The sequence below is a fragment of the Vibrio sp. OY15 genome (assembly GCF_000742455.1).
GTDB lineage: Bacteria > Pseudomonadota > Gammaproteobacteria > Enterobacterales > Vibrionaceae > Vibrio > Vibrio alginolyticus.
The window spans coordinates 229,223-254,866 of sequence record NZ_JPIL01000001.1; the positions used below are offsets into that span (position 1 = coordinate 229,223).

The following is a 25,644-nucleotide window of genomic DNA, read 5'->3' on the forward strand; positions in this document are numbered from 1 at the left end:
ATGATCTCGCTAATTTATCACCTTTGTGAACTCGCTCCAAACATAAAATCCATACACTGTAAGGTGTTATGCCATAAATGCATGCGAATTAGAGCGCAGTCACGAGCTCGTGTATTGATTGAGTTCTCTCGGTCAAGTTAGCTTTGTCCGACCAAACCATATTTTCTAACCATCCCTCGTAATTGGTGATAGCTCAAGCCAAGTAGCTCGGCTGCTTGTCGTTGATTAAACTTGGCTTCTTCCAATGCACGATTGAGTAAATGGATATCTTGTTCCTCTTGCCATTGTTTATAGTCTAGAGGGAATTGGATGGTGTTGCTTGATGCTTCCTCTTCTTGTTGTTCTGCTTGTTTTGCACTATGGCCAAGCGCGCTGTGCCAAACCGTTTCAAAGGGATTGAAAACCAGTTCATCAATTGGGTGAGCATTCAGACCATGTTGGTAAATCGCACGTTCAATCACGTTTTTTAGTTCGCGGACGTTACCGGGCCATTCATATTCAATAAGCGACTGCTGCGCTTTTGGGGTAAAACCGACAAAGTATTCCAGTTGCAGTTCACGACACATTTTCATCGCGTAGTGCTCTGCTAAAGAGAGAATGTCTTCTTTGCGCTCGCGAAGAGGCGGCAACATAATGACATCGAAGGCTAGCCTGTCGAGCAGATCTGCACGAAAATCACCTTGCTCTGCCAATTTTGGTAGGTCGGCATTGGTTGCACAAACAAGTCGAACATCCGCATTGAGAGCGGTATGACCGCCAACTCGCTCATATTCACCATATTCAATGACACGTAATAGCTTTTCTTGAACTAAAAGTGGTGCGGTTGCCAGTTCGTCAAGAAACAAAGTACCGCCCTCGGCACGCTCGAAACGCCCTTTATGCTTACCTTTAGAGCCTGTGAAGGAGCCGGATTCATGTCCAAACAATTCGGAATCTATTAGCCCTTCGCTTAATGTCGCACAGTTGAGTGATAGTAGTGGTTTATCCCAACGTCTTGATAAATAATGCAAACGCTGAGCGATGAGTTCTTTACCCGTACCTCGTTCACCAATGATGAGGACAGGGCGCTCAATGGGTGCAAGTTGTGATACTTTATCTAGTACAGCGAGAAAAGCAGGTGATTCACCAATCAGGTTTTGCTTCATAAAGTCCTTCTTATTTAACAGCCGAGCCATGATTTAGAGATAGAGTTGGTAAATTTCACCAACAGTTGGTGAAAAACATCATAGCACAATAGTGTGTAACGACAACAAAATGAATAACACTCTGATTTAAAAGAAAATTATAAGTTGGCACGTTACTTGTTATATATTCAGGGAGACACAAGGTTAATCACCACCTTGTCGAGTTTTAATAGGAAAAAAGAGGAGTTCCGTTATGGGTATTTTTTCTCGATTTGCAGATATCGTTAACTCAAACATCAGTGCATTACTGGACAAGGCGGAAGATCCTGAAAAAATGATCCGTCTTATCATTCAAGAAATGGAAGACACACTTGTTGAAGTGCGTACTAACTCGGCTAAAGCGATTGCAGACAAGAAAGAGTTGGCTCGTAAGGTTGAAACGTTAGAAGAGCAAATTGGCGAATGGGGCCAAAAAGCGAGCTTAGCATTAGTTAAAGAGCGTGAAGATCTAGCTCGTGCAGCGTTAATTGAAAAGCAAAAGCTAGAGCAAGTGATTAAAGGCCTCCACACTGAGCAAACCTTAGTGGAAGAAACGATCGATAAGCTTACTGGCGAGATTGGTAAGTTGGAAAGCAAAATTGCTGAAACGCGCGCAAAACAGCAAGCACTAGCAATTCGTAACCAAACTGCATCTAACCGTCGTGATGTGCAAAAACACCTGCACACTAGCCGTACTAATGAAGCGATGGCGAAATTCGAGCAATACTCACGTAAAGTGGATGAAATGGAAGCGGAAGCAGACCTGTATGCTCAAACCGGTAATGCTAAATCGCTAGAACAAGAGTTTGCAGAGTTGCAGGCACAAGACGAAATTGAAAAAGAGTTGGCAAAACTGAAAGAACAGATGTCATCGAAAGATAAATAAGAAAGGAGCCATTTATGTCGGCATTTTTTATAGCAGGACCAGTGATTGTCTTTTTAATCTTTGTCGCTCCACTATGGCTCTTCTTACACTATCGCAGCAAACGCAAAACAGATAGTGCACTGTCGAGCCAGGATTTAGAGCGCCTTCAGGTACTATCTGAAAAAGCAGAAGCGATGCAGTCCCGAGTTGATACATTGGAGCGCATCTTGGATGCTGAGTCACCAACATGGAGACGCAAGTATGAATAATCGAGAACTGTATCGTGATCCAGTAAATGGCAAAATCTCCGGTGTTTGCGCCGGTATTGCCAACTACTTTGGTGCAGAAGTTTGGTTGATTCGTATTGTAGTGATTTCTGCAGCGCTGTTAGGTGGTACGTTTTTGGTATTGTTAGCGTACGTCGCGATGGCGTTGATGTTAGAAAAGCAACCAGTAACGTATTCTGAAAATATCAGAGCGCAGCAAGAGCATACGCTCAAAAGTAAGCCTTGGCAGAAAGGGCAAAGCCCTGATCAACTGCTCAGTGTGTTGGAAAGGGATTTTGACCGTCTTGATGGCAAAATTCGTAACATGGAAGCTTATGTTACGTCTGATACATATAGGGTGAACAGAGAATTCAGTAAGCTTTAGGCATTTTGTATCCAAAGAAGATTTAACTGAAGCAGGCATAAAGCCTGCTTTTTTATCACAAATTACTAATTTTAAAGCACTATTAATCTTTTCTGCTCTGGAAGTTCGTTCAAAATTCATCTACTTTAAAAATAATCCCCCAATTTTTATGGATGAATGTAATGAGAAAATTGCTCATTCCTATTGCCATCTCGGCTGTCTTGTCGGGGTGCGGTAAAGAACTTCCTCCTGTTCCTGAACCTGAATCGCGCCCTGCGAAGCTATTTACAGTATCTGTTGGCAATGCCCAGTTTGAGCGACATTTTCCTGCCACGACGGAAGCTGGCGATAGAGCAGTACTGACATTTCGAGTTCCTGGGCTTCTTCAAACGATAGAAGTGAATGAAGGTCAAGTCGTCAGTAAAGGTGATGTTTTGGCGTCATTAAACCCAGATGAATATTCTCTGCTCGAACAGCAAGCTCGGGCAAATTTTTTGCTCGCAGATGTGCAATACAAGCGATACCAAAAGCTACGTAAAGACCAAGTAGTATCTGAGCAAGATTTTGATGAGGCAAAAGCGAACCACAACTCGGCAAAAGCTCAATGGAATCAAGCAAAGGCAAACTTAAGGTATACCAAACTTGTCGCGCCATATGATGGAACTATTTCGTACATTCCAGCAGAAAACCATGAATATGTTGCCGCGAAAGAAGGGGTGATGAATATTCAGTCCAACCAACTCCTCAAAGTGATATTCCAAATCCCAGACTATCTTCTAAATCGTTACACGCAGGGGAGCGATGTCTCTGCCAGAATGATATTTGATGCGTTCCCCGAGCGAGCCTTTGACTTAACCTTTCAGGAAATCGATACAGAAGCCGACCCTAAAACGGGCAGTTACAAAGTCACGATGGTCATGGAGCGGCCAGCAGAAATTGGCCTTTTGCCGGGAATGTCTGGCAATGCTTACCTCCTGTCCAAAAGTGCAGGAGCGACAAAGATTCCTAACTCCGCGTTGCTAGAAGAAAACGGCAAAACATACGTTTGGCGTGTCGATGAGCAAGGCATTGTATCCAAAGCCGCAATTGAGATGAATGACAAAAATCAAGTGTTAGCCGGGCTTAACGATGGCGACCAAATCATTATCTCGGGTGTCAGTGTAATTGAACCCGGAATTAAGGTAAGAGCGTGGATTAAGGAAAGAGGGTTGTAATATGAAAGGAATCATCTCTCTAGCGACTTTACTTTCAACGCTTTTTCTCGTTGGCTGTGGGGATAAGGCGCCAGAAAAAGAGCTCGAAACGCCACGAGTTAGAGTTACGTCATTAGCGGGAAACAAGGTGGATGACAACTTGTACTTCCCTGCGGTTGCGAATGCAGCGGATCGCTCTCATTTGAGCTTCAGAGTGGCAGGAGAAGTCAGCCGCATCATGGTAAAAGAGGGCGACAAAGTCACGAAGGGTGATGTTATTGCAACGCTAGATCCCACGGACTATGAGTTGGATGTAGATAATGCGAGTGCGCGTTTTTCTGTTGTCGACAGTCAGTATCGCCGCTCACGCCCTTTGGCTGATAAAGGCCTATTAGCTAAGTCTCAGTTTGATGAAATTGCAGCACAACGACAAATCGCCTTAGCAGAGCTTCAGTTAGCCAAACTTCGTCTATCATTTACTGCCTTAAAAGCGCCCGTGGATGGGATTATTTCGCGAGTTAATATCGACCAATTCGAAAATGTTCAAGTCGGACAGCATATCGTTAATATTCACAGCTTGGAGCGAGTCGAAGTGTTGATTCAGCTTCCTGACCGCCTCTATGTGAACCAACCGCCAACGGAAGAAAGACTCACCGCGATCAAAGCATTGGTGCGCGTGCCCAGCGGTAACGAATATAACGCGACGGTAAAAGAGTTTACGACTGAGCCCGATCCAACAACAGGTACGTTTACTGTCACACTGTCGCTTCCTATGCCGGAAGAAGAGTACATCCTAGATGGGATGGCTGTTGAAGTAACGTCTAAAGACGAGAATGTTGGGCTTGATTTAAACCTAGGAATTAATGTCCCTATCGAAGCCATTTTCAATGCGGACGGTGACGAGCTGGGACGCGAAAACAAATTTGTGTGGGTACTGAATGACGACAATACGGTATCGCGCAAACAGGTGCGAGCAGGTAAGGCATCTAAAACGTCCATTCAAATCCTTGATGGTCTCATGCTCAAAGACAAAGTTGTGATTGCCGGTGTTTCTCGATTAAGGGATGGCATGAAAGTGGAAGTGATACAGGAAATGGCTACGCAGGAGGCCGGTCTATGAGCGATCTTAATAAATCAGTGCCTCAAAGTGATGATGATGTGACCGGTATTGCTGCGTACTTCATCCGAAATCGCGTCATCAGTTGGATGGTTGCACTGATATTTTTGATTGGTGGTATCGCCGCATTCTTTGGTTTAGGGCGTCTTGAGGACCCTGCTTTTACTATTAAAGATGCGATGGTAGTGACCTCTTACCCTGGTGCGACACCGCAACAAGTCGAAGAAGAAGTGACGTATCCAATCGAAAAAGCGATTCAGCAGCTTACTTATGTTGATGAAGTAAATTCGATTTCTAGCCGAGGCTTATCTCAAATCACGGTCACGATGAAGAACAATTATGGCCCTGATGATCTACCACAAATTTGGGATGAGTTGCGCCGTAAAGTGAACGACCTTAAAGGGACGTTGCCTCCAGGTGTGAATGAACCTCAAGTGATCGATGATTTTGGTGATGTTTACGGGATTTTGTTAGCGGTGACTGGCGACGGTTATAGCTATAAAGAGCTACTGGATTACGTCGATTACTTACGCCGAGAGCTCGAACTGGTTGATGGCGTGAGTAAAGTTTCGGTATCTGGGCAACAGCAAGAGCAAGTGTTCATCGAAGTATCGATGAAAAAATTGAGCAGTATAGGTCTTGCTCCGGATACCGTGTTTAATCTTCTTTCGACGCAAAACGTAGTTTCTGACGCAGGAGCGATCAGAATTGGTGATGAGTACATCAGAATTCAGCCGACTGGCGAGTTCCAGAGTGTGGATGAGCTAGGCGATTTGTTGATTACTGAGTCGGGTGCTCAGGGGCTCATCTTCTTGAAAGATGTGGCGGAAATAAAACGTGGTTACGTAGAAGTCCCGAATAATATTATTAATTTTAACGGCAGCCTCGCACTAAACGTGGGTGTTTCTTTTGCTGAAGGCGTCAACGTCGTTGAAGTCGGAAAAGCGTTTGATCATCGCCTTGCAGAGCTAAAGTACCAACAACCTGTTGGTATCGAAATCTCGGAAATTTACAGTCAGCCTAAAGAGGTGGATAAATCGGTTAGCGGTTTTGTTGTGAGCTTGGCTCAAGCTGTCGGTATCGTCATTATCGTACTTCTGTTCTTTATGGGGCTACGTTCAGGTCTGCTTATCGGTTTAATTTTACTGCTGACGGTGTTGGGTACGTTCATTTTCATGAAGTATCTCGCGATAGATTTGCAGCGGATTTCATTAGGTGCCTTGGTTATCGCGTTAGGTATGTTGGTGGACAATGCAATCGTTGTGGTTGAGGGGATTTTGATTGGTACTCAAAAAGGGCGAACTCGACTCCAAGCAGCGACCGACATTGTTACCCAAACAAAGTGGCCATTACTTGGGGCAACTGTGATTGCGGTAACTGCATTTGCGCCAATTGGACTGTCTGAAGACTCTACGGGTGAATACTGTGGCACTTTGTTTACGGTTCTGCTGATCTCTTTAATGTTGAGCTGGTTTACCGCTATCTCGTTGACACCATTCTTTGCTGACATCTTCTTTAAAGGCCAGAAGATTAAACAAGGTGAAGGGGAAGAAAATGATCCATATAACGGGGTTATTTTCGTTATTTATAAAAAGTTTCTTCAGTTTTGTATGCGTCGTGCTTGGTTTACCGTTGTGGTGCTGATTGCGGGATTAGCGGCAAGTGTTTACGGGTTCACCTTTGTGAAGCAAGCGTTTTTCCCATCGTCGACAACGCCGATTTTTCAGTTAGATGTATGGATGCCAGAAGGAACTGATATTCGAGCAACTAACACAACGCTTAAAGAGTTAGAAAGTTGGTTAGCTAAGCAAGAGCATGTTGACCATATCACGACGACCGCGGGTAAAGGTTTACAGCGCTTCATGTTAACGTACGCGCCAGAGAAAAGTTATGCGGCTTATGGTGAGATAACCACTCGTATGGAAAATTACGAAGCGTTAAAACCATTAATGGCGAAGTTTCGAGAGTATTTAAAAGCCAACTACCCAGAAATCAATTACAAGCTCAAACAGATTGAGTTAGGCCCTGGTGGTGGTGCAAAAATTGAAGCACGTATTATTGGCTCAGATCCAACCGTCCTTCGTACGATAGCCGCTCAGGTCAAGGACATCATGTACGCCGACCCTCAGGCAACAAATATCAGGCATGATTGGCGTGAACGAACCCAAGTTCTTGAACCTCAGTTTAACGAGAGTCAGGCACGTCGCTATGGCATTACCAAATCGGACGTCGATGATTTCTTGTCCATGTCATTCTCTGGAATGACGATAGGCTTATACCGAGACGGCACGACGCTCATGCCTATCGTGGCTCGTTTACCAGAAGATGAGCGCATTGATATTCGTAACATCGAAGGCATGAAAATATGGAGTCCAGCACAGAGTGAGTTTATCCCACTTCAACAAGTCACAATGGGTTACGACATGCGTTGGGAGGATCCTATCATCTTACGTAAGAACCGTAAGCGTATGCTCACTGTGATGGCAGACCCTGATATTCTAGGTGAAGAAACCGCATCGACGTTGCAAAAACGTTTACAGCCCCAAATCGAAGCGATTCAAATGCCTCCTGGCTATTCACTAGAGTGGGGTGGTGAATACGAATCTTCAGGTGATGCTCAAGAGTCACTGTTTACTACTATGCCAATGGGGTACTTGTTCATGTTCTTGATCACTGTATTCCTATTTAACTCTATCAAAGAGCCACTCATTGTTTGGCTTACCGTGCCACTGGCGTTAATTGGTGTCACCACCGGTTTGTTGGCACTCAACACGCCGTTTGGTTTTATGGCATTGCTCGGCTTCTTAAGCTTATCGGGAATGGTGCTCAAAAATGGCATCGTATTACTGGACCAAATTGAAATTGAAATGAAGTCCGGTAAAGAGGCTTATGACGCGGTCGTTGATGCTGCGGTAAGTCGCGTCCGTCCCGTTTGTATGGCTGCTATCACGACGATCCTTGGTATGATCCCACTGTTGCCAGATATCTTCTTCAAACCAATGGCGGTTACGATTATGTTTGGTTTGGGCTTTGCGACAGTCCTGACACTGATTGTCGTACCAGTGTTGTATCGTTTGTTCCATAAAGTGGCAGTACCGAAACAGGCTTAGTGCTACTGATATAACGATGAAAAGTATTGCGCCTCTAGCTCATCAGTTAGAGGCGCTTTTTAAGGAAGAATAATGACAGAACAAAAAACGTGTGCGTGGGCGATGAATCACCCATTAGAGCGCGAATATCATGATTCCGAATGGGGCGTGCCAGTATATGACGACCAAGTCCTGTTTGAATTTATTACTTTGGAAGGTGCGCAAGCTGGTCTTAGTTGGATCACCATCCTTAAAAAGCGCGAAGGTTACAGAGAAGCGTTCGAGAATTACGATCTAGATGCGTTGGAACAAAGAAATGAAGAACGCGCTGAATACATCGTGGAAAACTTCGATGTTGTGAGACATCGTGGAAAGATTAACTCGGTATTTAGTAATGCCAAAGCGGCTAAAGCGTTAATTGCTGAATACGGGAGTTTATCAGACGCGTTGTGGCAGTTCGTGGACGGTGAACCCATCGTCAATCAATGGCAACATATGAGTGACGTACCAGCTTCGACAGAGCAATCCAAAGCCATGAGTAAATTCCTAAAAAAGAAAGGCTTCAAGTTTGTCGGTGAAACCATCTGTTATGCTTTCATGCAAGCCGTCGGCATGGTGGATGACCATATCGTGGGATGTCCTAAAAAGCAGAATAAGTAACGTTTGGCGATTAAGCTAATGTTGTTAGTTCTGGCTATCATGAATACGTTCCAAAGCTTCGATTCGACGCCATTGAGGGGCATCGAAGCTTTGTTTTCTTAAAGAAATGATTTCTGCCTGTTTTTCGTCTTGCCCTAGAAAATCCCTATTCAGAATATTTTGACGCTGCTTTAAGTAAGTGGCGAGTTGAGTCTCAAATGATGCTCTTTGCTCATCAAGCTTTTGCAGCCTCTGCGCTCCGGCATCTCCTACCAGAGCAACACGGGCGATGTACTTGTCTTGTGAATCAAGCTGAGAAGCTTGCTCGAGCTGCTCTGCTAATGCGTTATTGCGTTCACTTTCTCGTATGTAATCCGGTTGTTCTGATAACGCTTGATTGAGAAGGTGTGCTTGACTCTCGATATCCGATGCCTGTGTTTTAATCGTCAGCTTTTCTAAAGCAAGTTGGCGAAGTCGGTTTTCTTCGTCAAACAATTGGGTTATCTGCACCTCGTTAAAGTATTGAAGCTGTAAGTTCAGTATTGCTTCATTCAGCATGGTTAACTGTTCAAGCGTTAGGTGGTTGTGCTCAAAAGGCTCTAATGCAGTGAGTGCTTGCTTGTAGGAAAGGTAGGCTTGAAAAAGTGTGGCATCAATATTCAGAGTTTGCTTTGCTAAAGTGTCATCATTGACTTCCGCTTTGATCGTATCGAGATCTTCTTCGCCCAGCCGGCTAAGAGAATATTCGAAGAAGTCTTTTGGGGAAGAGACATCGGCGGCTATATCTTGCTGAGATGGCGAATGGTTAGAGGTTATCTCTTGTTGTTTGTCGCTTTGTAACAGAGAAAGCGCTCCCACGCCAAATATCGAGAGCAGGATAAAAGTGGTGAGAGCGACTTTCTTCATTGTGATGACCTCTTATAAACCTTGAAGTTTGAGACGATTTGCATGTTGGCGATAAAGCGTGACTGGATCGGTTTCAAAAAGATGATGAATACCGAGTAGGCCGTTAATTTCATCCAAATGGTTCATTTGATAATCATCACGTATGACTTTGCCCAAATGTGTGCTGCACGCACCAACTAAGCCATCATTTGGCCCATCAAAGGCTAAGCCAAGTACCATCATGGCAGCGTCGGTCGGATCGAAAACGTTTGTAAAAGTGGATGATCCGGTCCATGAGTAGTAATAAACGCCATTTGAAGCCAGCAAGTCACCATTACCACATTCACTGGTAGGGACTCCCTCCGGGTAGTGTTGGTTAAACGCTAATGATCCTTCCGTGGTTAATGCTGCTAGTGAGGCTAAAGGGTCTTGGTCGAGATCAGAACCACCTGATAGAAGATTAATAAGAGTAGTTAAGCCTTGCGCCAGTTTTACCGCGAGCTGCTCACTACCCGAACCCTCAGATACGGTGCCACGAACTAAATCTGCCACTTTAGACCCTTTATTAACGCCTCCTATACTCGTAACTGATGCGACTAGGTCAGGACGGACAGAGGCAACATAGCGCGTTGTTGGACCACCATGACTGTGACCAATGAGATTGACTTTCTCTGCGCCTGTTGCTGCAAGTAAGGTTTCTACTTGAGCAAGCAGTTGCTCCCCTCGAACTTCGCTGCTATTGGTCGCGGATACCTGTGCAACATAAACTTTAGCGCCATCTTTTGTTAAGGAATGTGGTATTCCGAAAAAGTAATCAACGCCTGCCAGGGTATCAAAACCAAACAAACCGTGAACCAAGACAATCGGATACTTGGTTTGGGTATAACCTGTTGCAGCGTATACGGAGGTTATTGGGACGGTAACTAAGGTAAAAAGCATTAGCGCTATAAATTTGAGTTTCAAAACTATCTCCTTGTGGTATGACCTCTTATGAATGATAGAAAGTAGGAGAGAAACTCTAAATTTGAAAAGCCTATTTATGGCACATTATTTCATTCTGTGACTGCTCAATTGAAAAACAACACAAATGATTAACATTAATTAATGGTTCGGGCGAATGTTAGTTAATTCTAATTAAGTCAGAGGGTTATAAAAACGCCCCGCAATGCAGGGCGATTCAATCATTGTTATAGGGAGGCTTCTTTTTCAAGCATTAAGGCATTATAACGCGCAAAACCAGCCTCTAAATCAGCGATCAAGTCATTTACGTCTTCTAAGCCAATATGAATACGAACCAAAGTACCTTCAAAGTGTGGGTGAGCTACGGTTCTCAGGCTGTTAAAGCTCTTAGGTTCGTTAGCTAGAATGAGGCTTTCATAACCGCCCCAAGAGTAACCCATACTGAAGTGTTTCATACCATCAAGCAGAGCCGTCGTCGCTTTTGGATAAGACGTTTTGAGAACAAATGAAAACAAGCCGTTTCCACCTGTGAAGTCTCGTTTGAAAAACTCATGGCCAGGGCTTGTTTCTAAAGCTGGATGGCGGACATGATCAACTTCTGGGCGAGAAGCGAGCCACTGAGCGACTTTTAAACTGCTTTCTGCGTGCTGTCTTAGGCGAACATCCAACGTGCGAATACCTCGAAGACCTAGGTATGCGTCGTCAGGAGAAACGCACTGACCCATCAGGTAGCTTTGTTCACGAAGCTGATCCCAATACTTTTCAGAAGCCACAGCAGTACCTAGCATGACATCTGAATGTCCAACAATATACTTAGTCGCCGCTTGAATGGAAATGTCTACGCCATGCTCGAAAGGAGAGAAGTTCACGCCAGCTCCCCATGTGTTGTCTAGCATCACGATGATATCTTGCTCATGGGCAATGTGCGCTAATGTAGGTACATCTTGGACTTCCATGGTTATTGAACCAGGAGACTCTAAGAAAAGGACTTTGGTATTCGGCTGAATCAAGTCTCGGATACCTTCACCGATCATTGGGTCATAATAGGTGGTTTCGATGCCCATTTTCTTCATGATGATGTTACAAAAGTCACGAGTTGGTTCGTAACAAGTGTCCACCATTAGAATGTGATCGCCAGTTTCAACGAAAGAGAGGATGGCGTTTGAAATTGCTGCCGTTCCACAAGGGTAAAGCGCGCAACCAGCTCCACCTTCAATCTCAACCATTGCGTCTTGGAAAGCAAAGTGCGTGTTGGTGCCTCGGCGACCATAAAACAACGTTTTGTTTGCACGATTAATGGTGGCTTGGTTCTTTTCTGCAACGGTATTGAATACCACTGTTGAAGCGCGTTGAACGGGTGGGTTTACAACACCATTTGTCCACTTTTTATCGCGGCCAGCGGTAATGAGTTTGGTTTTTTTTCCCTCTGACATAAAAGTTCCCTGTCTTAAATATTGCGGTTTTGAATATTTAAAACATGGACGACGTAGGTTATGCAAGGGAAAAGTCGACTATCAGCCAATAACAGCCAAGATGAACAGGTAATGATGTCGAGAGGTATCGTGTAGATAGGGAGCTAAAAGAACAAACCTCCAGCAGGATGCATGTAGCGCTGGAGGTTTTTTAGTCGGTGTATTTGAGGTATTAGAGGAGTGGGTTGAAGAGATAGAACACTCGCTCTAAGAACCGAGAAAATAGGCTCCTTTTCTCCCATTCTTCCAATACAACAGTGTGAGATTGCTTAATATAGCTATCTTGTAACCAAGACATTTGCTTGGTGAACTCTTCGTCATCAACGGCGAGGGTCACTTCGAAGTTCAGCCACAAGCTGCGCATATCCATGTTTACGGTGCCAACTAAACAGAATTGGTCGTCAATTACGACAGATTTTGTATGCAGCAAACCACCATAAAACTCATAAATCTTGACCCCTGCACTCAAGAGCTCACTATAAAAAGCGCGTGACGCCCATTGCACCATCATAGAGTCATTTTTATGGGGAATAATGAGTTCAACGTCAATGCCTCGTTGTGCTGTCATCTTTAACGTTTCGAGTAAATCAGCATTGGGCACGAAATATGGTGTTGTGATTCGTACCGAGCGATTGGCTTGGTTTATTGCCAATGTTAATACTTGATAGATCAGATATTCCGGCATACCTGGGCCAGAAGGCACAACCTGAATAGGGTGTTGGAATTCACTCTCATCGATTTTACATTCAGGTAGTCTCGGTAAATGGCGTTCGCCAGTTTCGACTTCCCAATCCCAACAGTGGATGGCACTCAATACGTTTACCGTTGGTCCTGTAATACGAACCATGATATCCACCCAATGCCCAACGCCACTATTTTGCTTGAAGTAAGCCGGGTCAACCAAGTTCATTGAACCTGTATAAGCAATTTCATCATCAATTACGATGATCTTGCGATGTTGGCGAAGATCAAGACGACGTAAGAAAATACGCCACATCTTCACTTCTAGCGCTTGAATAACTTCAATTCCAGCATCCTGCATCATTCGATACCAAGGACTTCTGAAAAAACGTGGACTACCTGCTGAATCGAGCAATAGCTTGACATCTACGCCGCGTTTAGCCGCTTGAATAAGCGCAGAAGCGACAGAGTCAGCCAAACCACCTGGATGCCAAATGTAGAATACCATTCGAATACTGCTCTGCGCGTTTTCGATGTCTTCAATAATGGAATGCAAAATCTCATTAGGTGACTGTTGCAGCGACAATGTATTACCGCTCAATGCGGGAAGACCAAGGCGGTTGTTACAAAGTTCATCAATTCGGTAGATGTGCCTTCCCATCGTTTCTGGGTTGTGCGCGTTACAGTCGTTAAGCTGACTGAACCACTTCTCGAATGGTGTAAACATCTCTTTCGCACGTTCGGCTCGCTTTCTGCCTAAGTTCAGTTCACCGAAGAGGAAATAACATGCGACACCCAGAACGGGAAGGATATAAATGATCATTAGCCAAGCTAAAGACACGCTCACTGCACGGCGCTTTAAAACGACACGAATGGTCACACCTGCGACCAGTAACCAATATAGCCCGATGCCAGCTAAAGTAAGAAAGTGATAAAACTTGTCCATATACGCTCAGAGTAATATGCCCTTCTAGGATATTAAGCATAAAAGTGGGTTGGGGGAATAGATTTCCCATTTAGACGTGGGATTGACCTTATATGAGGAACGAATTTCATAACAGCTGATTCTGTTATTTTAATGTGAAAAATAAGGTCATTCTTTAACTTTTGAACAAAAAAGCAGCATTTAACCTGCGTAACTCGACACTTGTGCGATAAATGTACTTTTTTGGGGTTCCAATTTTAAAGGGGAGCTGCTTTACTTTCTAGACATAGTGCGTCGAACGCTTATTTTATAAGTGTACAATAATTTTTACATAAACTTTTTAGACGTCTATCTCTATGCATACACAACAAACTAATTTTGGAGAAAAAGCGTGGCTACAACTAATACAGCAGCACCACGTGATACGTGGGGGTCTAAACTAGGCTTCGTAATGGCAGCAGCGGGTTCCGCTGTCGGTTTAGGCAATATATGGAAATTCCCTTACACAGCAGGTGAGAGTGGCGGTGGTGCATTCGTTGCTATCTATCTTATCTTTGTAATTTTTATCGGCTTTAGCGTGATGCTGACAGAGTTCGCTATTGGTCGTAAGACAGGTCTTTCTGCCGTAGGTGCATTCAAGACAACTGACCGACGCTGGACGTTCACTGGCGTTATGGGAGTCTTCAGTGGTCTTTTGATCATGGGCTTCTACCCAGTGGTTGGTGGTTGGGCATTGGCCTACATCTTTAAAGTGGGCGGTGGTCTACTCAGCGCGCCAGAAGCAATTGGCGACAGCTTTGGCGGTTTCATCTCAGATCCGATTCAACCTTTGATGTGGATGGGTGTTTACCTGTTCCTTAATGTCATGATCGTGATGAAAGGGATTTCGGGTGGTATTGAGAAAGCCGGTAAGGTTCTGATGCCGCTTCTGTTCTTAATCCTAATCGTTGTTTCTGTTAAAGGCTTGATGCTGCCAGGTGCAATGGCTGGCCTTGAGTTCTTATTCATGCCGGACTTTTCTAAAGTCGACAGCAACGTAGTTCTTGCTGCACTAGGGCAGGCGTTCTTCTCACTTAGCTTAGGTATGGGTTGTATGATGACGTACGGTTCTTACCTGAAGAAGAAAGAGAACCTATTTCAAACAACCGGTATGGTTACTGCGATGGATACAGGTGTCGCGATTCTTGCTGGTGTTGCTATGTTCCCAGCAATGTTTGCCTTTGGCATGGAGCCTGCAGCAGGCCCTGGTCTTGTATTCGTTGTCGTTCCTCAGCTATTTGCTGAAATGGGCGGTGTGATTGGGTTGCTATTCGCGTTGCTATTTTTCATCGGTTTGACGGTGGCGGCATTAACTTCTTCAGTATCACTATTGGAAGTTGTCGTGTCTTACCTAATCGACGAGAAAGGCATGAAGCGCTCTAACGCAGTTCTGTCTGCAAGCGCAGTTATGGCGGCATTATGTATTTTTGCGTCACTATCGTTAGGTGGAATGGGACCAACGCTGTTTGGTACCGGTGCCTTTGATATCTTCGACTTGCTAACGGACAAAATCTTCCTAGCGGTTGGTGGTATGTTGGTTTGTATCTTTGCTGGATGGCGCCTAAGCCGTGCTGAGCTAGAAAAAGAGATCACTAATGACGGCGAAGTATCCTTCCCGCTATTTGGATTGTGGTACAACCTAGTTAAATACCTGATTCCTGTTGCGATTGCTATTGTTGCCTTCATGGGGATTAAGTCTGGCTTTGACAGTGGCAAAGGTGAAATCATGCTGCTGGGTATCGCAATCATTGGTCTTGCTGGCATTTTCTCGAAGAAGCTTTAGCAAAGACCTTGGGGGCAAGCCTCGATAGCTTTGTCCGATAACTTATGTATACTGCTGGCTCCAAACGTGGAGCCAGTTTTTTATGTTCGATATTCTACATACCCATCCCGATTTTCTGATCATCAATAAGCATCCTAACGTCTCTGTTCATAAAGACGATGGCGACACAATGCTGCTGCAAGAAGTGGCTAAGCAGAGTGGTGATGAGCATCTCTATCTTATCCATCGCTTGGATAAAATGACATCGGGTATTCTGCTCCTCGGACGCAACGCCAAAGCGGGCAGTGCGTTATCGCAAGCTTTTGCTGACCGCCAAGTGGAAAAGTTCTATCTGGCGATTGGCTCTAAAAAGCCGAAAAAGAAACAAGGTTTGGTCGTTGGTGATATGGAGCGTTCGCGCCGTTCATCATGGAAGCTGGTCAACAGCAAAAATAACCCAGCCGTTACCCAGTTTTTCTCTCTTGCGGCAGAGCCCGGAGAGCGTTTATTTTTATGTAAGCCGCACACTGGTAAAACGCATCAAATCCGCGTGGCATTAAAATCGGTTGGCTCAGGTATTGTTGGCGACCCGATTTACAATGCAGGCAATGAGGCTGATCGCGGTTATCTGCATGCATTTTCACTTTGCTTCCAATACCGAGATGAGCAATATCGCTTTGTTTGCGATCCACGAGAATACAAAGTGCTTGGTAACAAATGGCACAGTGAAATCGTCTCTCAGGGTTTGGATACTTGGCTTTCCCCCTGGGAACTGAACTGGCCTACGATCAAATAACCGTCACAAAGAAAACTAATAAGAGAACTCGATGCAAGCATCACAACTTCCGCTGTTTTTTCAGCATCTAGAAACCGAGCTAGCGCAAGCTCCGAATGAAATTCGTCGACTGTTTCATGGTCGTGGTCGTCGTTTTGAGGGCCTAGAGCAAATCACCTGTGACTGGTTACAAGGTCAGTTGATCATCAACTTGTTTAAAGAAGTCGACGACGTGTTTCTCGCTGAGCTGAAAAGCGGCCTCAATGCGTTGGTACAATCACCACTGTGGGCAGACAAGCAAGGTCGTACTATGGTTATTCAGCACCGTTATGCCGATGGTGCGCCTTCAGAAGTGCTTGTCGGTGAATTAGATGCTCGCCCTGTCGTTGAAGAAAGCGGTTTGAAATACCAATTGGATATTGGCCGCAACCAAAACTTCGGTCTGTTTTTGGACATGCGCTACGGTCGTGATTGGGTACGGGAAAATGCGAAGCATAAAAACGTGCTCAACTTGTTTGCTTACACGTGTGGCTTTTCTGTCGCTGCCATTGCGGGTGGTGCAGATAAAGTGATTAACGTCGACATGGCGAAAGCGTCGTTGTCTAAAGGCCGTGAGAACCACAAGCTAAATGGTCATAACATCAACCAGGTAAGCTTTATGGGGCATGATATCTTTAAATCATGGGGTAAGATTAAGAAATCTGGTCAGTATGACTTGATTATCATCGATCCGCCTTCATTCCAGAAAGGCAGCTTTGCGCTGACTAAAGATTACAAAAAGATTTTACGTCGGTTGCCGGATTTGTTGGCAGACGGTGGTCAAGTGATGGCATGTGTGAACTCGCCATCTGTGACAAGCGACTTCTTGATTGAAAGCATGAAAGAAGAGGCGCCAGAGTTGACATTCCGTGAGCGTCTGGATAACCCGCCAGAGTTTATGGACGTAGACAGCGAAGCAGCATTGAAAGTGTTGTTGTTTAGCGAGAAGCAATGACGACGAAACGAAAGTTGTACCTATCTATAATACCAACCGTTTGAGTAAGGCTGGCATCTCCGCGATACCCCGTCAATCTGAATAGCGAGACGCGAGTGTGATTCAGAGTCTATTATCAGAGTGAGTTATTCCTAACACGCTGATATTAGATTCCTGGCCTCGCCTAGGCTCGTCGGAATGACGGGAAACAATAAAAGATCGATACCAGCAGCATTAACCGATCTGCACTTCAAGATCCGCTTCGATGATTGATGAGCAGGCGAGCACATAGCCTTGTTCAATTTCTTCTGGCGTCAATGTTTCTAGGCTGGTGGAAGAAACGTTGCCTTTACGAACCTTGCATTTGCACGAGCCACAAATTCCGCTTCGACAAGCGACGATTAATGGTAAACCTGCGCCTTCGAGCACATCGGCCAGTACCTGACCTTTTTGCGCATCGATGCTTTGAGCAAAATCAGGAACAAAAACGTTAACCGTCTCATCGGAGACCGATGTTTCTGCGCCAGTCGCTGGCGTAAAACTCTCTTGGTAGAAGTTCGTCATGTCAAAACCAAGGTCATTCAAATAGCCGTGTACATCTAGCATAAACTGGCTTGGACCACACAGGTAAACGGTGCGTTGCTTGAAATCAGGAACAAGCTCTTTAAGCCAGTCGGCATTCAAACGACCTTGTGGGTGTGACGTTCCTTCGCGGTTTTTCAGCAACAGCTTTAAATGGAAGTTGGGATATACGGCGTCTAACGTTTCTAGCTGATCGTAGTAAATCGTCTCTTCTGGGCTGCGTGCGATATGAAGAAATGCGATGTCCACATCGTTGTCGTTTTCATCTTGATTACTCAGCCAGTGTTTTGCCATCGAAAATACGGGCGTGACGCCGCAACCTGCACTGATAAGCAAGGCTTTTGTTTCGCCATCACGTAACACGGGTGGATGGTCGATGCAGTTAAATTCGCCTGCTGGTGGTAATGCTTGAACGGTATCACCTAGCAGAAGCGAGTCAACGATGTAGTTCGATACTTTACCGCCAGATACTCGTTTGATGGTGAGTTGAAGGTGATCGTCTTCATTGATCGAGCTGATTGAATAGGCGCGAAACTCCATTTTTCCATCAATTTCCACGCCTAAGTTAATAAACTGGCCAGGCTTAAACTGAAACAGAAGTGATTCGGTTAGTTCGGCCAATTTGATGCTGACGGTGTCGTGTGTTTCGAAGTATTTGTCGATGCAAAGGAGTGTGACGGGTTGGTTACCTTGCCATTCAAAAAACATAACAATCTCTTTGGTTGTGGCTATTTTTGGTTCGAAATAGATAGCGCCTCCGCGTAAGGAGGCGCGTAACAAGCAGGTTTATTAGGCTGCTAGGATGGCTTTTAGATCATCCTGAACATTGCCAATACTGCGCATATCGAACTTCTCTTGGATGATGGCGATTAGGTTTGGCGTTAGGAATGCTGGTGCAGTAGGGCCTGTGTAAATGCCTTTCACGCCCAATGCAAATAGCGTTAGCAAGATAACGATCGCTTTTTGCTCGAACCAAGAAAGCACAAGCGTGAGTGGCAGTTCATTGATGTCACAGTCAAACTCTTTCGCCAGTGCAAGTGCAAGCTGGATTGCAGAGTAAGCATCGTTACATTGGCCCACATCCAATAGGCGAGGGATGCCGTTGATATCTCCGAACGTATTCTTGTTGAAGCGGAACTTACCACACGCCAAGGTCAGGATTAGCGTGTCTTCTGGCGCTTCAGCCGTAAAATCGGTGTAGTAGCTGCGTTCCGCTTTATCACCATCACAACCGCCGACTAGGAAGAAGTGTTTGATGTTGCCTTGCTTCACTTGGTCGATAACCGCAGGGGCGGCGTTCATCAGTGCATTGCGACCAAAACCAACCGTGATGTGGTGTTCGATTTCATCGTGTTGGAAACCGTCTTGCGCTAGAGCACATTCAATCACTTGGCTAAAATCATCGCCTTCGATGTGAGCCACTCCAGGCCAGCCAACAATACTGCGGGTGAATAGACGGTCTGCGTATTGACCCACATTTGGATTCAACAAACAGTTTGACGTCATTACGATTGCGCCAGGGAAGTTTGCGAATTCTTTCTGCTGGTTTTGCCATGCGCTGCCGTAGTTACCGACAAGATGAGAGTATTTCTTCAGCTCAGGGTAGCCGTGTGCAGGCAGCATTTCACCATTGGTGTAAACGTTAATGCCTTTGCCTTCGGTCTGTTGCAGGATTTTTTCTAGGTCATGCAAATCATGGCCAGAAACAAGAATACATTTACCTTTTACTGGCTTGACGTTCACCGTGGTTGGTTCTGGATGGCCGAAGGTCATTGTTTCACCTTGGTCGAGCATTTCCATCACTTTGTAGTTCATCAGGCCGATGCGCATTGAGCAATCAAGTAGTTCGCCTAGATCTTCAGGGTCTGTGCCCAACCACGCCATGATTTCATGGTATTCGGCATAGATATCGTTGTTGGTTTGCTCAAGAACACGTGCGTGCTCCATGTACGCGGCTGCACCCTTAAGGCCGTATAGGCAAAGTAGGCGTAGGCCAATAACATCTTCATGTACTTGGTCCTTACCACGGTTAACCGCGACTTGAGGAGCAAAAGTTAAGATCGCTTCTGCGCTGTTTGGTAGCTCGAAGTTGGCAACGGCAGGAATGTCAGTAAGGTTGGTGTTTGACAAAGTCGCAGCAGACATTACTTGCTCTTTTAACAATGCTTTGTACGTTGCGGCTTGAGAAGTTAACTCTAGGATGCGTTCAGGGTCGAAGTTAACGTTCGTCAATGTAGAGAAAAATGCCTTGGGTGCCCATTGGTTGATTTCATCGTTAATGATGTTGAATTCAAGTGCTTTTGATGCCCAAAAAGAAACCCCTTGCAGTGTGTAAACCAACACGTCTTGTAGGTCTGATACTTCAGAAGTTTTGCCACACATGCCTTGTGCAAAAGAACAACCTTTAACAGCAGGGGTTTGAATTGTCTGTTCACATTGAATACAGAACATATTGGGTTCTCCAGTGATTGTTTTAATAGTCGTGATGTTGACCACTAGAGAGCAGAATACGTGCCAATTATTATCTTGTTGATTTGTATTGAATTTTATCAGATTTAGGAGAGTGGTTGATGTAATTAAGACAACGCAGTTGATGTCTTAATCACATCGGCTTCTTGTGGTCGGTTATTTATTGATCCCGAGCTTTTTACCCATCCGATATAAGTTCCCGCGATCCATTTGTAAAAACTCCGCTGCTTTTGCCCAAACGCCACCAGTTTGGCTCAAAGCATGTTCAATTAAATCACGTTGATAGCTTTCTATTAGCTCTCGCATTGGTTGGCTTTCTTTAGGCATATAATGCGATGTGTTTTTTACATCATCGAGAGCCAGTGAGGTGTCAAAATGGTTAAGCATGATCGTGCTTGCACCTTGTTGAATGGCGTGTAAAGCCGCGCGAGTTAAAGTGTGTTCGAGCTCGCGTACGTTTCCGTACCAAGGTAAAGACTCCAGTTGAGTCAACACTTTAGGGTGAACGTGAAGATTGGGCGCATTAAATTGTTGGCGTACCTTTTCTAACAGATATCCGGCTAAAACGGGAATATCACCGTCACGGGCACGAAGTGGGGGAACTTGGATTGGGAATACGTTTAAACGGTGGAAAAGGTCTGCTCGAAACGTGCCAGCTTCGACCTCTTTTTCTAATTGTCGATTGGTCGCGGCGATGATGCGCACATTGACCATCAAATGCTGATCGCTACCCACACGTTGCAGCTCGCCTTGCTGAATTACGCGCAGCAATTTTGCTTGCAAAATCATAGGCAGTTCGCCCACTTCATCAAGGAAAATCGTTCCACCGTCTGCCAGTTCAAACTTACCGGCACGGTGGCTATTAGCACCTGTAAATGCGCCTTTGACATGGCCAAACAGTTCACTCTCAGCCAGACCTTCAGGCAGGGCCGCACAGTTGACGTAAATCATCGGCTTATCGCTACGATGAGATTGCGCGTGTACCGAGTGCGCGACCAGTTCTTTACCAGTACCGGTCTCTCCTGTGATAAGTACTGCGTAATCTGATTGAGCAACAGTCGCAATGTTGTTTCGTAACTGGTTGACCTGTGGACTCAAACCCACCATTTCGCCATGTTGAGAACGGGCTTGCTGGATAAGGGTTTGAGTGACGCTTTTTTGCTTCTGGTTTTGCGCTTTGAGCGCTTTTAACTGAGCAATGTTACGCAATGTCGCAGCGGTCAAAGCCGCAAAGGTTTCGATAGCGACAGGATCGATGCCATCAAACGCGCCCACCGTTAGTGCATCCATCGTTAGTGCGCCAACAAGTTGGCCTTCGACATACAAGCTAAAGCCCATGCAATCGTGAACATCAATGCATTGGTCTTCAGTTAATAGTGTGCCGTCGAAAGGATCCGGCAGTGAACAATCGGCATCGAAACGCACCGGTTCACGGCTATGAATAATGGCATCTAAGCGAGGGTGCGCTTTGGGGAAATAGCGACGACCTAAGACCGAGCTGGATAAGCCTTTTACCGCGACAGGAGTTAGAAACCCATCCTCATCGAAGATAAACAGGCAGCTCGCATCACATGGGAATACTTGCGCGACCCCATCAATGAGGTTTTGATATTGCTGCTCATGAGAGCGATTAGAGCTGAGGTTTAGCGCGATATTAAGGAGTACGTGGTCAACAGTCGGTGTCATAACAAGCCCAAAGTTATCTGGAATGGGCTCATGCTAGCAACTTGATGTCATTTGAACATCGAAAGGTATGGGAGATTGATGTTCCATTGACGACGATCAAGTTTGATACGAAAAGAAACGCGCAAGTTAACAAGCCAGTGATGTAAGCTTGCGCGGGTTAGGTGTTTGAATTAGAGCAGGCCAAAGGTTTTGTTTGTCCGAGTTAACGAGGAACGACTCTAGCGTCATTACCAGAAACATTGATTTGGACCGCTTGGCCTGGTTGGAAAATCATGTTTGGATTTGCTTCTTGAACAATAGAGATAATCTTTCCGTCCTCTAAACGAATGGTCAGATTCACGCCATTTCTTTTCGCGGTTGCTTCAGCCGCTTTGCTGCCTGCATAGCCACCCAATAGACCACCACCAATGGCAGCGATATCCGAGCCAGAACCGCCCCCAACTTTTGAGCCTAAGATCCCGCCCACGGCAGCACCAGCGATGGTGCCAATGGCATTGGATTGGGTAGAGGCATCAATGGTTACGGGTTCTACTTTTTCTACTGTGCCGTAGTAAACCTGCTGAACTTTGCGAGTGTCGGATGAGCCGTATGCATCTCCGTACGGGTTAGGTGAGCTACAGCCGCCAAGCACGAGCGCACAAGTAATGGTGAGCAACATGCCTAAATTGATCTGTTTTTTCATATAGCCTCCGAATGGTTTCTTCATTCAAAGAGTATATACCCCAATTTAACCTGCGTTTTGGTGCTTTATAAAACAGTGGCTTAGCGGCCTGTCCCTTAAGGAAACGCGATTGTCTAAGCAGTATTAATGATCGTTAAGCGTATGAAACCCTGAATAAATACGTGTAAAAGTAGTAAACCAGCATGCCGCGCCAAAGATATACGCGATGACGGCAAAGTGTTGCGGTAGCAAACAAAATAAAACCAAGCAGCCAATGGTTTCTGTACCTTCGGTTAAGCCGCTCATGTAGTAAAGCGATTTGTTTTTATATACCGGATTATCGATGCCTTGTTTTCCTGCCATGATGGCAAAAGCCAAAAAGCTACTACCAGTGCCGATGAAGGAAAAAATCAAAAATGCGCCTGCAACGGCATTGTGCTCTGGGTTGGCAAGCACAAAGCCAAAAGGAATCAACGAATAGAACAAAAAATCTAAGCTGATATCAAGAAAGCCACCCGCATCGGTAATGCCTTGAATCCTTGCCAGTGCACCGTCTAACCCATCACAGATTCTGTTCAGCAAAATAAACAGCAACGCCAACAAGTACTGTTCGGCGATCAAAGCAGGCAGGGCAAAACAGCCAAGTACAAAACCAAACACTGTCGTCTGATTTGCAGTGATACCACATTTATCGAGATATGTCGCACTGAGTGCCAGCGGTTTGCGGATGAGCTTTATACTCAGGCTATCAAGCATGATTTGTCTCCCACGGCCAGTTTAGGCAGCGGCTGCCATCAGGAATATCGTCTTCATCGTGCGTTACCATCAAAGTAGGGATGTTCGCTTGCTGCAATTGTTCGACCACCCAATTGCGAAATTGCACGCGCAGGTCTTTATCCAGCTTGCTATAGGGCTCATCAAGTAGCGCAACTTTCGGCTTTGCTAGCAGCATACGAGTCAATGAGATACGGGCACGTTGCCCTCCCGAAATTTGGTCAGGAAAGGACTCTGCTAGTTTGGTCAATGAAATGTTCTTCAGTGCTTGCATAGCGTGAGCTTTACGCTCTTCACCTTTGATTGAGTTTGGTAGCGCGAAGGCAAGGTTCTCCCACACCGTTAAATGAGGGAAGAGCAAATCGTCTTGGAATAGAATACCGACCTGACGCTTATGGGCAGGGAGGGCATCCAACTTTTCGTTATCAAGCGTAATGGATCCAGAGTAGTTGAACTCGGCGGATAGGTGCCCGGCAATGGCATCCAACAAAGTGGATTTACCACAACCGCTAGGCCCCATCAGGGTAACGATTTCACCTTTTTCTACGGTCATATTGAACGCCGAGAAAAGCGCGTCGCCATTGGTTTTACGGATGGCGAGGTTTTCGAGACAAAGACTCATTCAGTAGTAAACCTTTTATAGACAAGCGGCGATACTTTCTGTGCAAGTGGCTAAGCAGTATCGCAAAAGAGAAGAACAAGAATGGCAGCAGAGCTTGCCAAATGGCGTAAATAGCGGTGACACGTCGGTCAAAACCACTGGATAGTGCAACGGCTTCAGTTGTGATGGTGCTAATGCGCCCAGCCCCTAGCACCAATGTCGGTAGGTATTGCGCCAGACTTACGCTAATACCGATAGCCCATGCGAATGCAATCGCAGGCAGGAGGATTGGTAGTTTCACTTTTAACCAAGCTTGCATCGGCGATTTACCTAGACTGAGAGCGACACGAGTTAACCCATTGTCGAAGCTGCGCCACGGACCGTCTAGCGAGAGGTAAATAAATGGGAACGCAAAGAATACATGCGCCCAGCATACCCAAAAGAAATACGCGTTACTGTTTAAGTACAGTGTTACCACTTGCATACCGAATAGCACCGATAATTGAGGAATCAGCATCGGGATGGCGATGATGTAACCGGGCACCTGCCAGCGATAACGGAGACGATACTCATGTGCTATTAAAGCAAGAACTAGCGCGACAGTCGCGCTGATCAGGGCGATTGACATACTTTGTTCTAGAGTCCCTAGAATGCTGTGCCATTCGTATTCCCAAAAACGCAGGCTGTAACGGCTTGGGAGCAAATCTGGAAAGCGCCAACGTTGGGCAAAGCTCCACAGCACCATGAGTGGAATCATTAGAAGTGCAAGTAGAGCAATCAGTGAAAATAGGGTTTTACCGGGTAAACGAAACCCGTTTCGACCAGAGTACTGCCAGCGTTTGAAGCCTTTGGTAATACACCATTCCATTAAGCGTGCAAATCCAATCAAAAGGCTAGCGATCGCAAACAGTATTACTGCGCCAGCGGCCGCTCTTGGTAGGAGCGATAAATCTGGATCGTTAAACCATTGCCATACCAAAACCGCAAACGTCGGTGGGTTGGTAGGGCCAATAATCAGGGCGACATCGACAACGGACAAACTGTAAGCCAATACCGCCAGCATTGGGAAACGAAGTTTTGCTAACCATTGCGGAAATACGCATTTCCACCACGTTTGCGCGGAACTGTAGCCCATCGAGTGACTGACTTTTTCAACCTTATCGACTTTCAATTGCTGAAGGATCGGAATGCTCATCAACAATAAAAACGGCACTTCTTTAATCGCAAGCATGATGACCAAACCGAGTGCATGTGGGTCTTTAATCAGCAATGCTAAGTCATTCACCGTTTGTGCATTCGGGTCGTAACCAAACAGTTGGTTGAGAACACGAACGCCCATACCAGTTGGGGCAAGCAAGAACGCAAAGCCAATTGCAAACGCGACGTGCGGCATAGCGAGAAGTGGGGAAAGGCTAACTTCAATTTTTCGCCAAAACTTGCTGCCCCAAGACGCCTGTAGAATGGCAAACGTGATGAAGCAAGCCAAGTAGCTACTGAAAATGGCGGAGTAGAAAGTAAGCCCGATGGATGTCCAAACACCTTCCCAATCAAAGACGGCATTGAAGCCATCAAAAGAAAAGTGGTGTAGACCGATAGGAGGTACATAACCGAGCGCAGAGACCACCACTCCAAGTAGCCCCGGAATGGTAGGCAAAATACAAACTGCGATAATGACTAAATACAGCGCTCTTAACATGGATTCT

The 25,644-nt window shown here is 45.5% G+C and carries 22 protein-coding genes; 10 read left to right on the top strand and 12 right to left on the bottom strand.

Going from position 1 to position 25,644, the window contains the following annotated elements; all coding sequences use genetic code 11:
- Window positions 1-137 precede the first annotated feature (137 nt).
- Window positions 138-1,145: a phage shock protein operon transcriptional activator gene (gene pspF / locus IJ23_RS01015; protein ID WP_017820869.1), complete on the bottom strand. Its 1,008-nt coding sequence runs from the start codon at window positions 1,143-1,145 to the stop codon at window positions 138-140.
- A gap of 232 nt (window positions 1,146-1,377) precedes the next feature.
- On the opposite strand from pspF, the gene pspA reads away from it, so the two are divergent.
- The 7 genes from pspA (at window position 1,378) to IJ23_RS01050 (ending at window position 8,717) form a co-directional block, all read left to right on the top strand.
- Window positions 1,378-2,049 carry a phage shock protein PspA gene (gene pspA, locus IJ23_RS01020; protein ID WP_005378119.1) on the top strand — a complete coding sequence of 224 codons (672 nt, stop codon included), beginning with the start codon at window positions 1,378-1,380 and terminating at the stop codon, window positions 2,047-2,049.
- Between the two features lie 14 nt (window positions 2,050-2,063).
- Window positions 2,064-2,297 carry an envelope stress response membrane protein PspB gene (gene pspB, locus IJ23_RS01025; RefSeq protein WP_005378117.1) on the top strand — a complete coding sequence of 78 codons (234 nt, stop codon included), beginning with the start codon at window positions 2,064-2,066 and terminating at the stop codon, window positions 2,295-2,297.
- Window positions 2,290-2,679 carry an envelope stress response membrane protein PspC gene (pspC, locus tag IJ23_RS01030; RefSeq protein ID WP_033905102.1) on the top strand — a complete coding sequence of 130 codons (390 nt, stop codon included), beginning with the start codon at window positions 2,290-2,292 and terminating at the stop codon, window positions 2,677-2,679. Before pspB ends, pspC begins: the two co-directional genes overlap by 8 nt.
- Window positions 2,680-2,840: 161 nt before the next feature.
- Window positions 2,841-3,872: an efflux RND transporter periplasmic adaptor subunit gene (locus IJ23_RS01035; RefSeq protein ID WP_005378114.1), complete on the top strand. Its 1,032-nt coding sequence runs from the start codon at window positions 2,841-2,843 to the stop codon at window positions 3,870-3,872.
- Between the two features lies 1 nt (window position 3,873).
- The gene (locus tag IJ23_RS01040; RefSeq protein ID WP_033905103.1) at window positions 3,874-4,971 is read left to right on the top strand and encodes an efflux RND transporter periplasmic adaptor subunit; all 1,098 of its coding nucleotides are present in this window, start codon (window positions 3,874-3,876) and stop codon (window positions 4,969-4,971) included.
- Window positions 4,968-8,078 carry an efflux RND transporter permease subunit VmeI gene (vmeI, locus tag IJ23_RS01045; protein WP_033905104.1) on the top strand — a complete coding sequence of 1,037 codons (3,111 nt, stop codon included), beginning with the start codon at window positions 4,968-4,970 and terminating at the stop codon, window positions 8,076-8,078. The genes IJ23_RS01040 and vmeI overlap by 4 nt, the downstream gene beginning before the upstream one ends.
- A gap of 72 nt (window positions 8,079-8,150) precedes the next feature.
- Window positions 8,151-8,717, top strand: a complete 567-nt coding sequence (locus IJ23_RS01050) for a DNA-3-methyladenine glycosylase I (protein ID WP_005378109.1) — start codon at window positions 8,151-8,153, stop codon at window positions 8,715-8,717.
- 24 nt (window positions 8,718-8,741) lie between these two features.
- Here the strand turns inward: IJ23_RS01050 and IJ23_RS01055 are convergent, their stop codons facing one another.
- From IJ23_RS01055 to cls, 4 genes are all read right to left on the bottom strand, one after another.
- The gene (locus IJ23_RS01055) at window positions 8,742-9,602 is read right to left on the bottom strand and encodes a lipase secretion chaperone (protein ID WP_033905105.1); all 861 of its coding nucleotides are present in this window, start codon (window positions 9,600-9,602) and stop codon (window positions 8,742-8,744) included.
- Between the two features lie 12 nt (window positions 9,603-9,614).
- The gene (locus IJ23_RS01060) at window positions 9,615-10,544 is read right to left on the bottom strand and encodes an esterase/lipase family protein (protein ID WP_086013868.1); all 930 of its coding nucleotides are present in this window, start codon (window positions 10,542-10,544) and stop codon (window positions 9,615-9,617) included.
- A 224-nt stretch (window positions 10,545-10,768) separates the two neighbouring features.
- Window positions 10,769-11,974: a cystathionine beta-lyase gene (locus IJ23_RS01065; protein ID WP_005378106.1), complete on the bottom strand. Its 1,206-nt coding sequence runs from the start codon at window positions 11,972-11,974 to the stop codon at window positions 10,769-10,771.
- A 211-nt stretch (window positions 11,975-12,185) separates the two neighbouring features.
- Window positions 12,186-13,640, bottom strand: coding sequence for a cardiolipin synthase (gene cls / locus IJ23_RS01070; RefSeq protein ID WP_005378105.1), 1,455 nt, complete (start codon window positions 13,638-13,640; stop codon window positions 12,186-12,188).
- Window positions 13,641-14,070: 430 nt separating this feature from the next.
- Here cls and IJ23_RS01075 point away from each other — a divergent pair, with 430 nt between their 5' ends.
- The 3 genes from IJ23_RS01075 (at window position 14,071) to IJ23_RS01085 (ending at window position 17,189) form a co-directional block, all read left to right on the top strand.
- Complete coding sequence (locus IJ23_RS01075; RefSeq protein ID WP_050550051.1) at window positions 14,071-15,441, top strand: sodium-dependent transporter; 1,371 nt, start codon at window positions 14,071-14,073, stop codon at window positions 15,439-15,441.
- An 82-nt stretch (window positions 15,442-15,523) separates the two neighbouring features.
- Complete coding sequence (locus IJ23_RS01080; protein WP_033905107.1) at window positions 15,524-16,216, top strand: TIGR01621 family pseudouridine synthase; 693 nt, start codon at window positions 15,524-15,526, stop codon at window positions 16,214-16,216.
- A gap of 31 nt (window positions 16,217-16,247) precedes the next feature.
- Window positions 16,248-17,189 (top strand): class I SAM-dependent methyltransferase, encoded by a 942-nt coding sequence (locus tag IJ23_RS01085; protein WP_033905108.1) that lies wholly within the window; start codon window positions 16,248-16,250, stop codon window positions 17,187-17,189.
- 213 nt (window positions 17,190-17,402) lie between these two features.
- Here the strand turns inward: IJ23_RS01085 and IJ23_RS01090 are convergent, their stop codons facing one another.
- The 7 genes from IJ23_RS01090 to IJ23_RS01120 all read right to left on the bottom strand — a co-directional run bounded on the left by IJ23_RS01090 (window position 17,403) and on the right by IJ23_RS01120 (window position 25,637).
- Window positions 17,403-18,458 carry a hybrid-cluster NAD(P)-dependent oxidoreductase gene (locus IJ23_RS01090; RefSeq protein ID WP_033905109.1) on the bottom strand — a complete coding sequence of 352 codons (1,056 nt, stop codon included), beginning with the start codon at window positions 18,456-18,458 and terminating at the stop codon, window positions 17,403-17,405.
- A gap of 81 nt (window positions 18,459-18,539) precedes the next feature.
- Complete coding sequence (hcp, locus tag IJ23_RS01095) at window positions 18,540-20,201, bottom strand: hydroxylamine reductase (RefSeq protein WP_033905110.1); 1,662 nt, start codon at window positions 20,199-20,201, stop codon at window positions 18,540-18,542.
- Between the two features lie 174 nt (window positions 20,202-20,375).
- Window positions 20,376-21,905 (bottom strand): nitric oxide reductase transcriptional regulator NorR, encoded by a 1,530-nt coding sequence (norR, locus tag IJ23_RS01100; RefSeq protein ID WP_033905111.1) that lies wholly within the window; start codon window positions 21,903-21,905, stop codon window positions 20,376-20,378.
- A gap of 202 nt (window positions 21,906-22,107) precedes the next feature.
- A complete protein-coding gene (locus IJ23_RS01105) occupies window positions 22,108-22,587 on the bottom strand; it encodes a glycine zipper 2TM domain-containing protein (RefSeq protein WP_005386695.1) in 480 nt (159 codons plus the stop codon).
- Window positions 22,588-22,710: 123 nt separating this feature from the next.
- Window positions 22,711-23,322, bottom strand: a complete 612-nt coding sequence (locus tag IJ23_RS01110) for a CDP-alcohol phosphatidyltransferase family protein (protein WP_033905112.1) — start codon at window positions 23,320-23,322, stop codon at window positions 22,711-22,713.
- Window positions 23,315-23,962, bottom strand: a complete 648-nt coding sequence (locus IJ23_RS01115; protein ID WP_005378088.1) for an ATP-binding cassette domain-containing protein — start codon at window positions 23,960-23,962, stop codon at window positions 23,315-23,317. Before IJ23_RS01115 ends, IJ23_RS01110 begins: the two co-directional genes overlap by 8 nt.
- A complete protein-coding gene (locus IJ23_RS01120; protein WP_033905113.1) occupies window positions 23,928-25,637 on the bottom strand; it encodes an ABC transporter permease in 1,710 nt (569 codons plus the stop codon). The genes IJ23_RS01115 and IJ23_RS01120 overlap by 35 nt, the downstream gene beginning before the upstream one ends.
- Between the last annotated feature and the right edge of the window lie 7 nt (window positions 25,638-25,644).

Coding starts and splice junctions, on each gene's coding strand:
- pspF (WP_017820869.1), bottom strand. CDS start 1,145: ATGAAGCAAAACCTGATTGGTGAATCACCTGCTTTTCTCGCTGTACTA.
- pspA (WP_005378119.1), top strand. CDS start 1,378: ATGGGTATTTTTTCTCGATTTGCAGATATCGTTAACTCAAACATCAGT.
- pspB (WP_005378117.1), top strand. CDS start 2,064: ATGTCGGCATTTTTTATAGCAGGACCAGTGATTGTCTTTTTAATCTTT.
- pspC (WP_033905102.1), top strand. CDS start 2,290: ATGAATAATCGAGAACTGTATCGTGATCCAGTAAATGGCAAAATCTCC.
- IJ23_RS01035 (WP_005378114.1), top strand. CDS start 2,841: ATGAGAAAATTGCTCATTCCTATTGCCATCTCGGCTGTCTTGTCGGGG.
- IJ23_RS01040 (WP_033905103.1), top strand. CDS start 3,874: ATGAAAGGAATCATCTCTCTAGCGACTTTACTTTCAACGCTTTTTCTC.
- vmeI (WP_033905104.1), top strand. CDS start 4,968: ATGAGCGATCTTAATAAATCAGTGCCTCAAAGTGATGATGATGTGACC.
- IJ23_RS01050 (WP_005378109.1), top strand. CDS start 8,151: ATGACAGAACAAAAAACGTGTGCGTGGGCGATGAATCACCCATTAGAG.
- IJ23_RS01055 (WP_033905105.1), bottom strand. CDS start 9,602: ATGAAGAAAGTCGCTCTCACCACTTTTATCCTGCTCTCGATATTTGGC.
- IJ23_RS01065 (WP_005378106.1), bottom strand. CDS start 11,974: ATGTCAGAGGGAAAAAAAACCAAACTCATTACCGCTGGCCGCGATAAA.
- cls (WP_005378105.1), bottom strand. CDS start 13,640: ATGGACAAGTTTTATCACTTTCTTACTTTAGCTGGCATCGGGCTATAT.
- IJ23_RS01075 (WP_050550051.1), top strand. CDS start 14,071: ATGGCAGCAGCGGGTTCCGCTGTCGGTTTAGGCAATATATGGAAATTC.
- IJ23_RS01080 (WP_033905107.1), top strand. CDS start 15,524: ATGTTCGATATTCTACATACCCATCCCGATTTTCTGATCATCAATAAG.
- IJ23_RS01085 (WP_033905108.1), top strand. CDS start 16,248: ATGCAAGCATCACAACTTCCGCTGTTTTTTCAGCATCTAGAAACCGAG.
- IJ23_RS01090 (WP_033905109.1), bottom strand. CDS start 18,458: ATGTTTTTTGAATGGCAAGGTAACCAACCCGTCACACTCCTTTGCATC.
- hcp (WP_033905110.1), bottom strand. CDS start 20,201: ATGTTCTGTATTCAATGTGAACAGACAATTCAAACCCCTGCTGTTAAA.
- norR (WP_033905111.1), bottom strand. CDS start 21,905: ATGACACCGACTGTTGACCACGTACTCCTTAATATCGCGCTAAACCTC.
- IJ23_RS01105 (WP_005386695.1), bottom strand. CDS start 22,587: ATGAAAAAACAGATCAATTTAGGCATGTTGCTCACCATTACTTGTGCG.
- IJ23_RS01110 (WP_033905112.1), bottom strand. CDS start 23,322: ATGCTTGATAGCCTGAGTATAAAGCTCATCCGCAAACCGCTGGCACTC.
- IJ23_RS01115 (WP_005378088.1), bottom strand. CDS start 23,962: ATGAGTCTTTGTCTCGAAAACCTCGCCATCCGTAAAACCAATGGCGAC.
- IJ23_RS01120 (WP_033905113.1), bottom strand. CDS start 25,637: ATGTTAAGAGCGCTGTATTTAGTCATTATCGCAGTTTGTATTTTGCCT.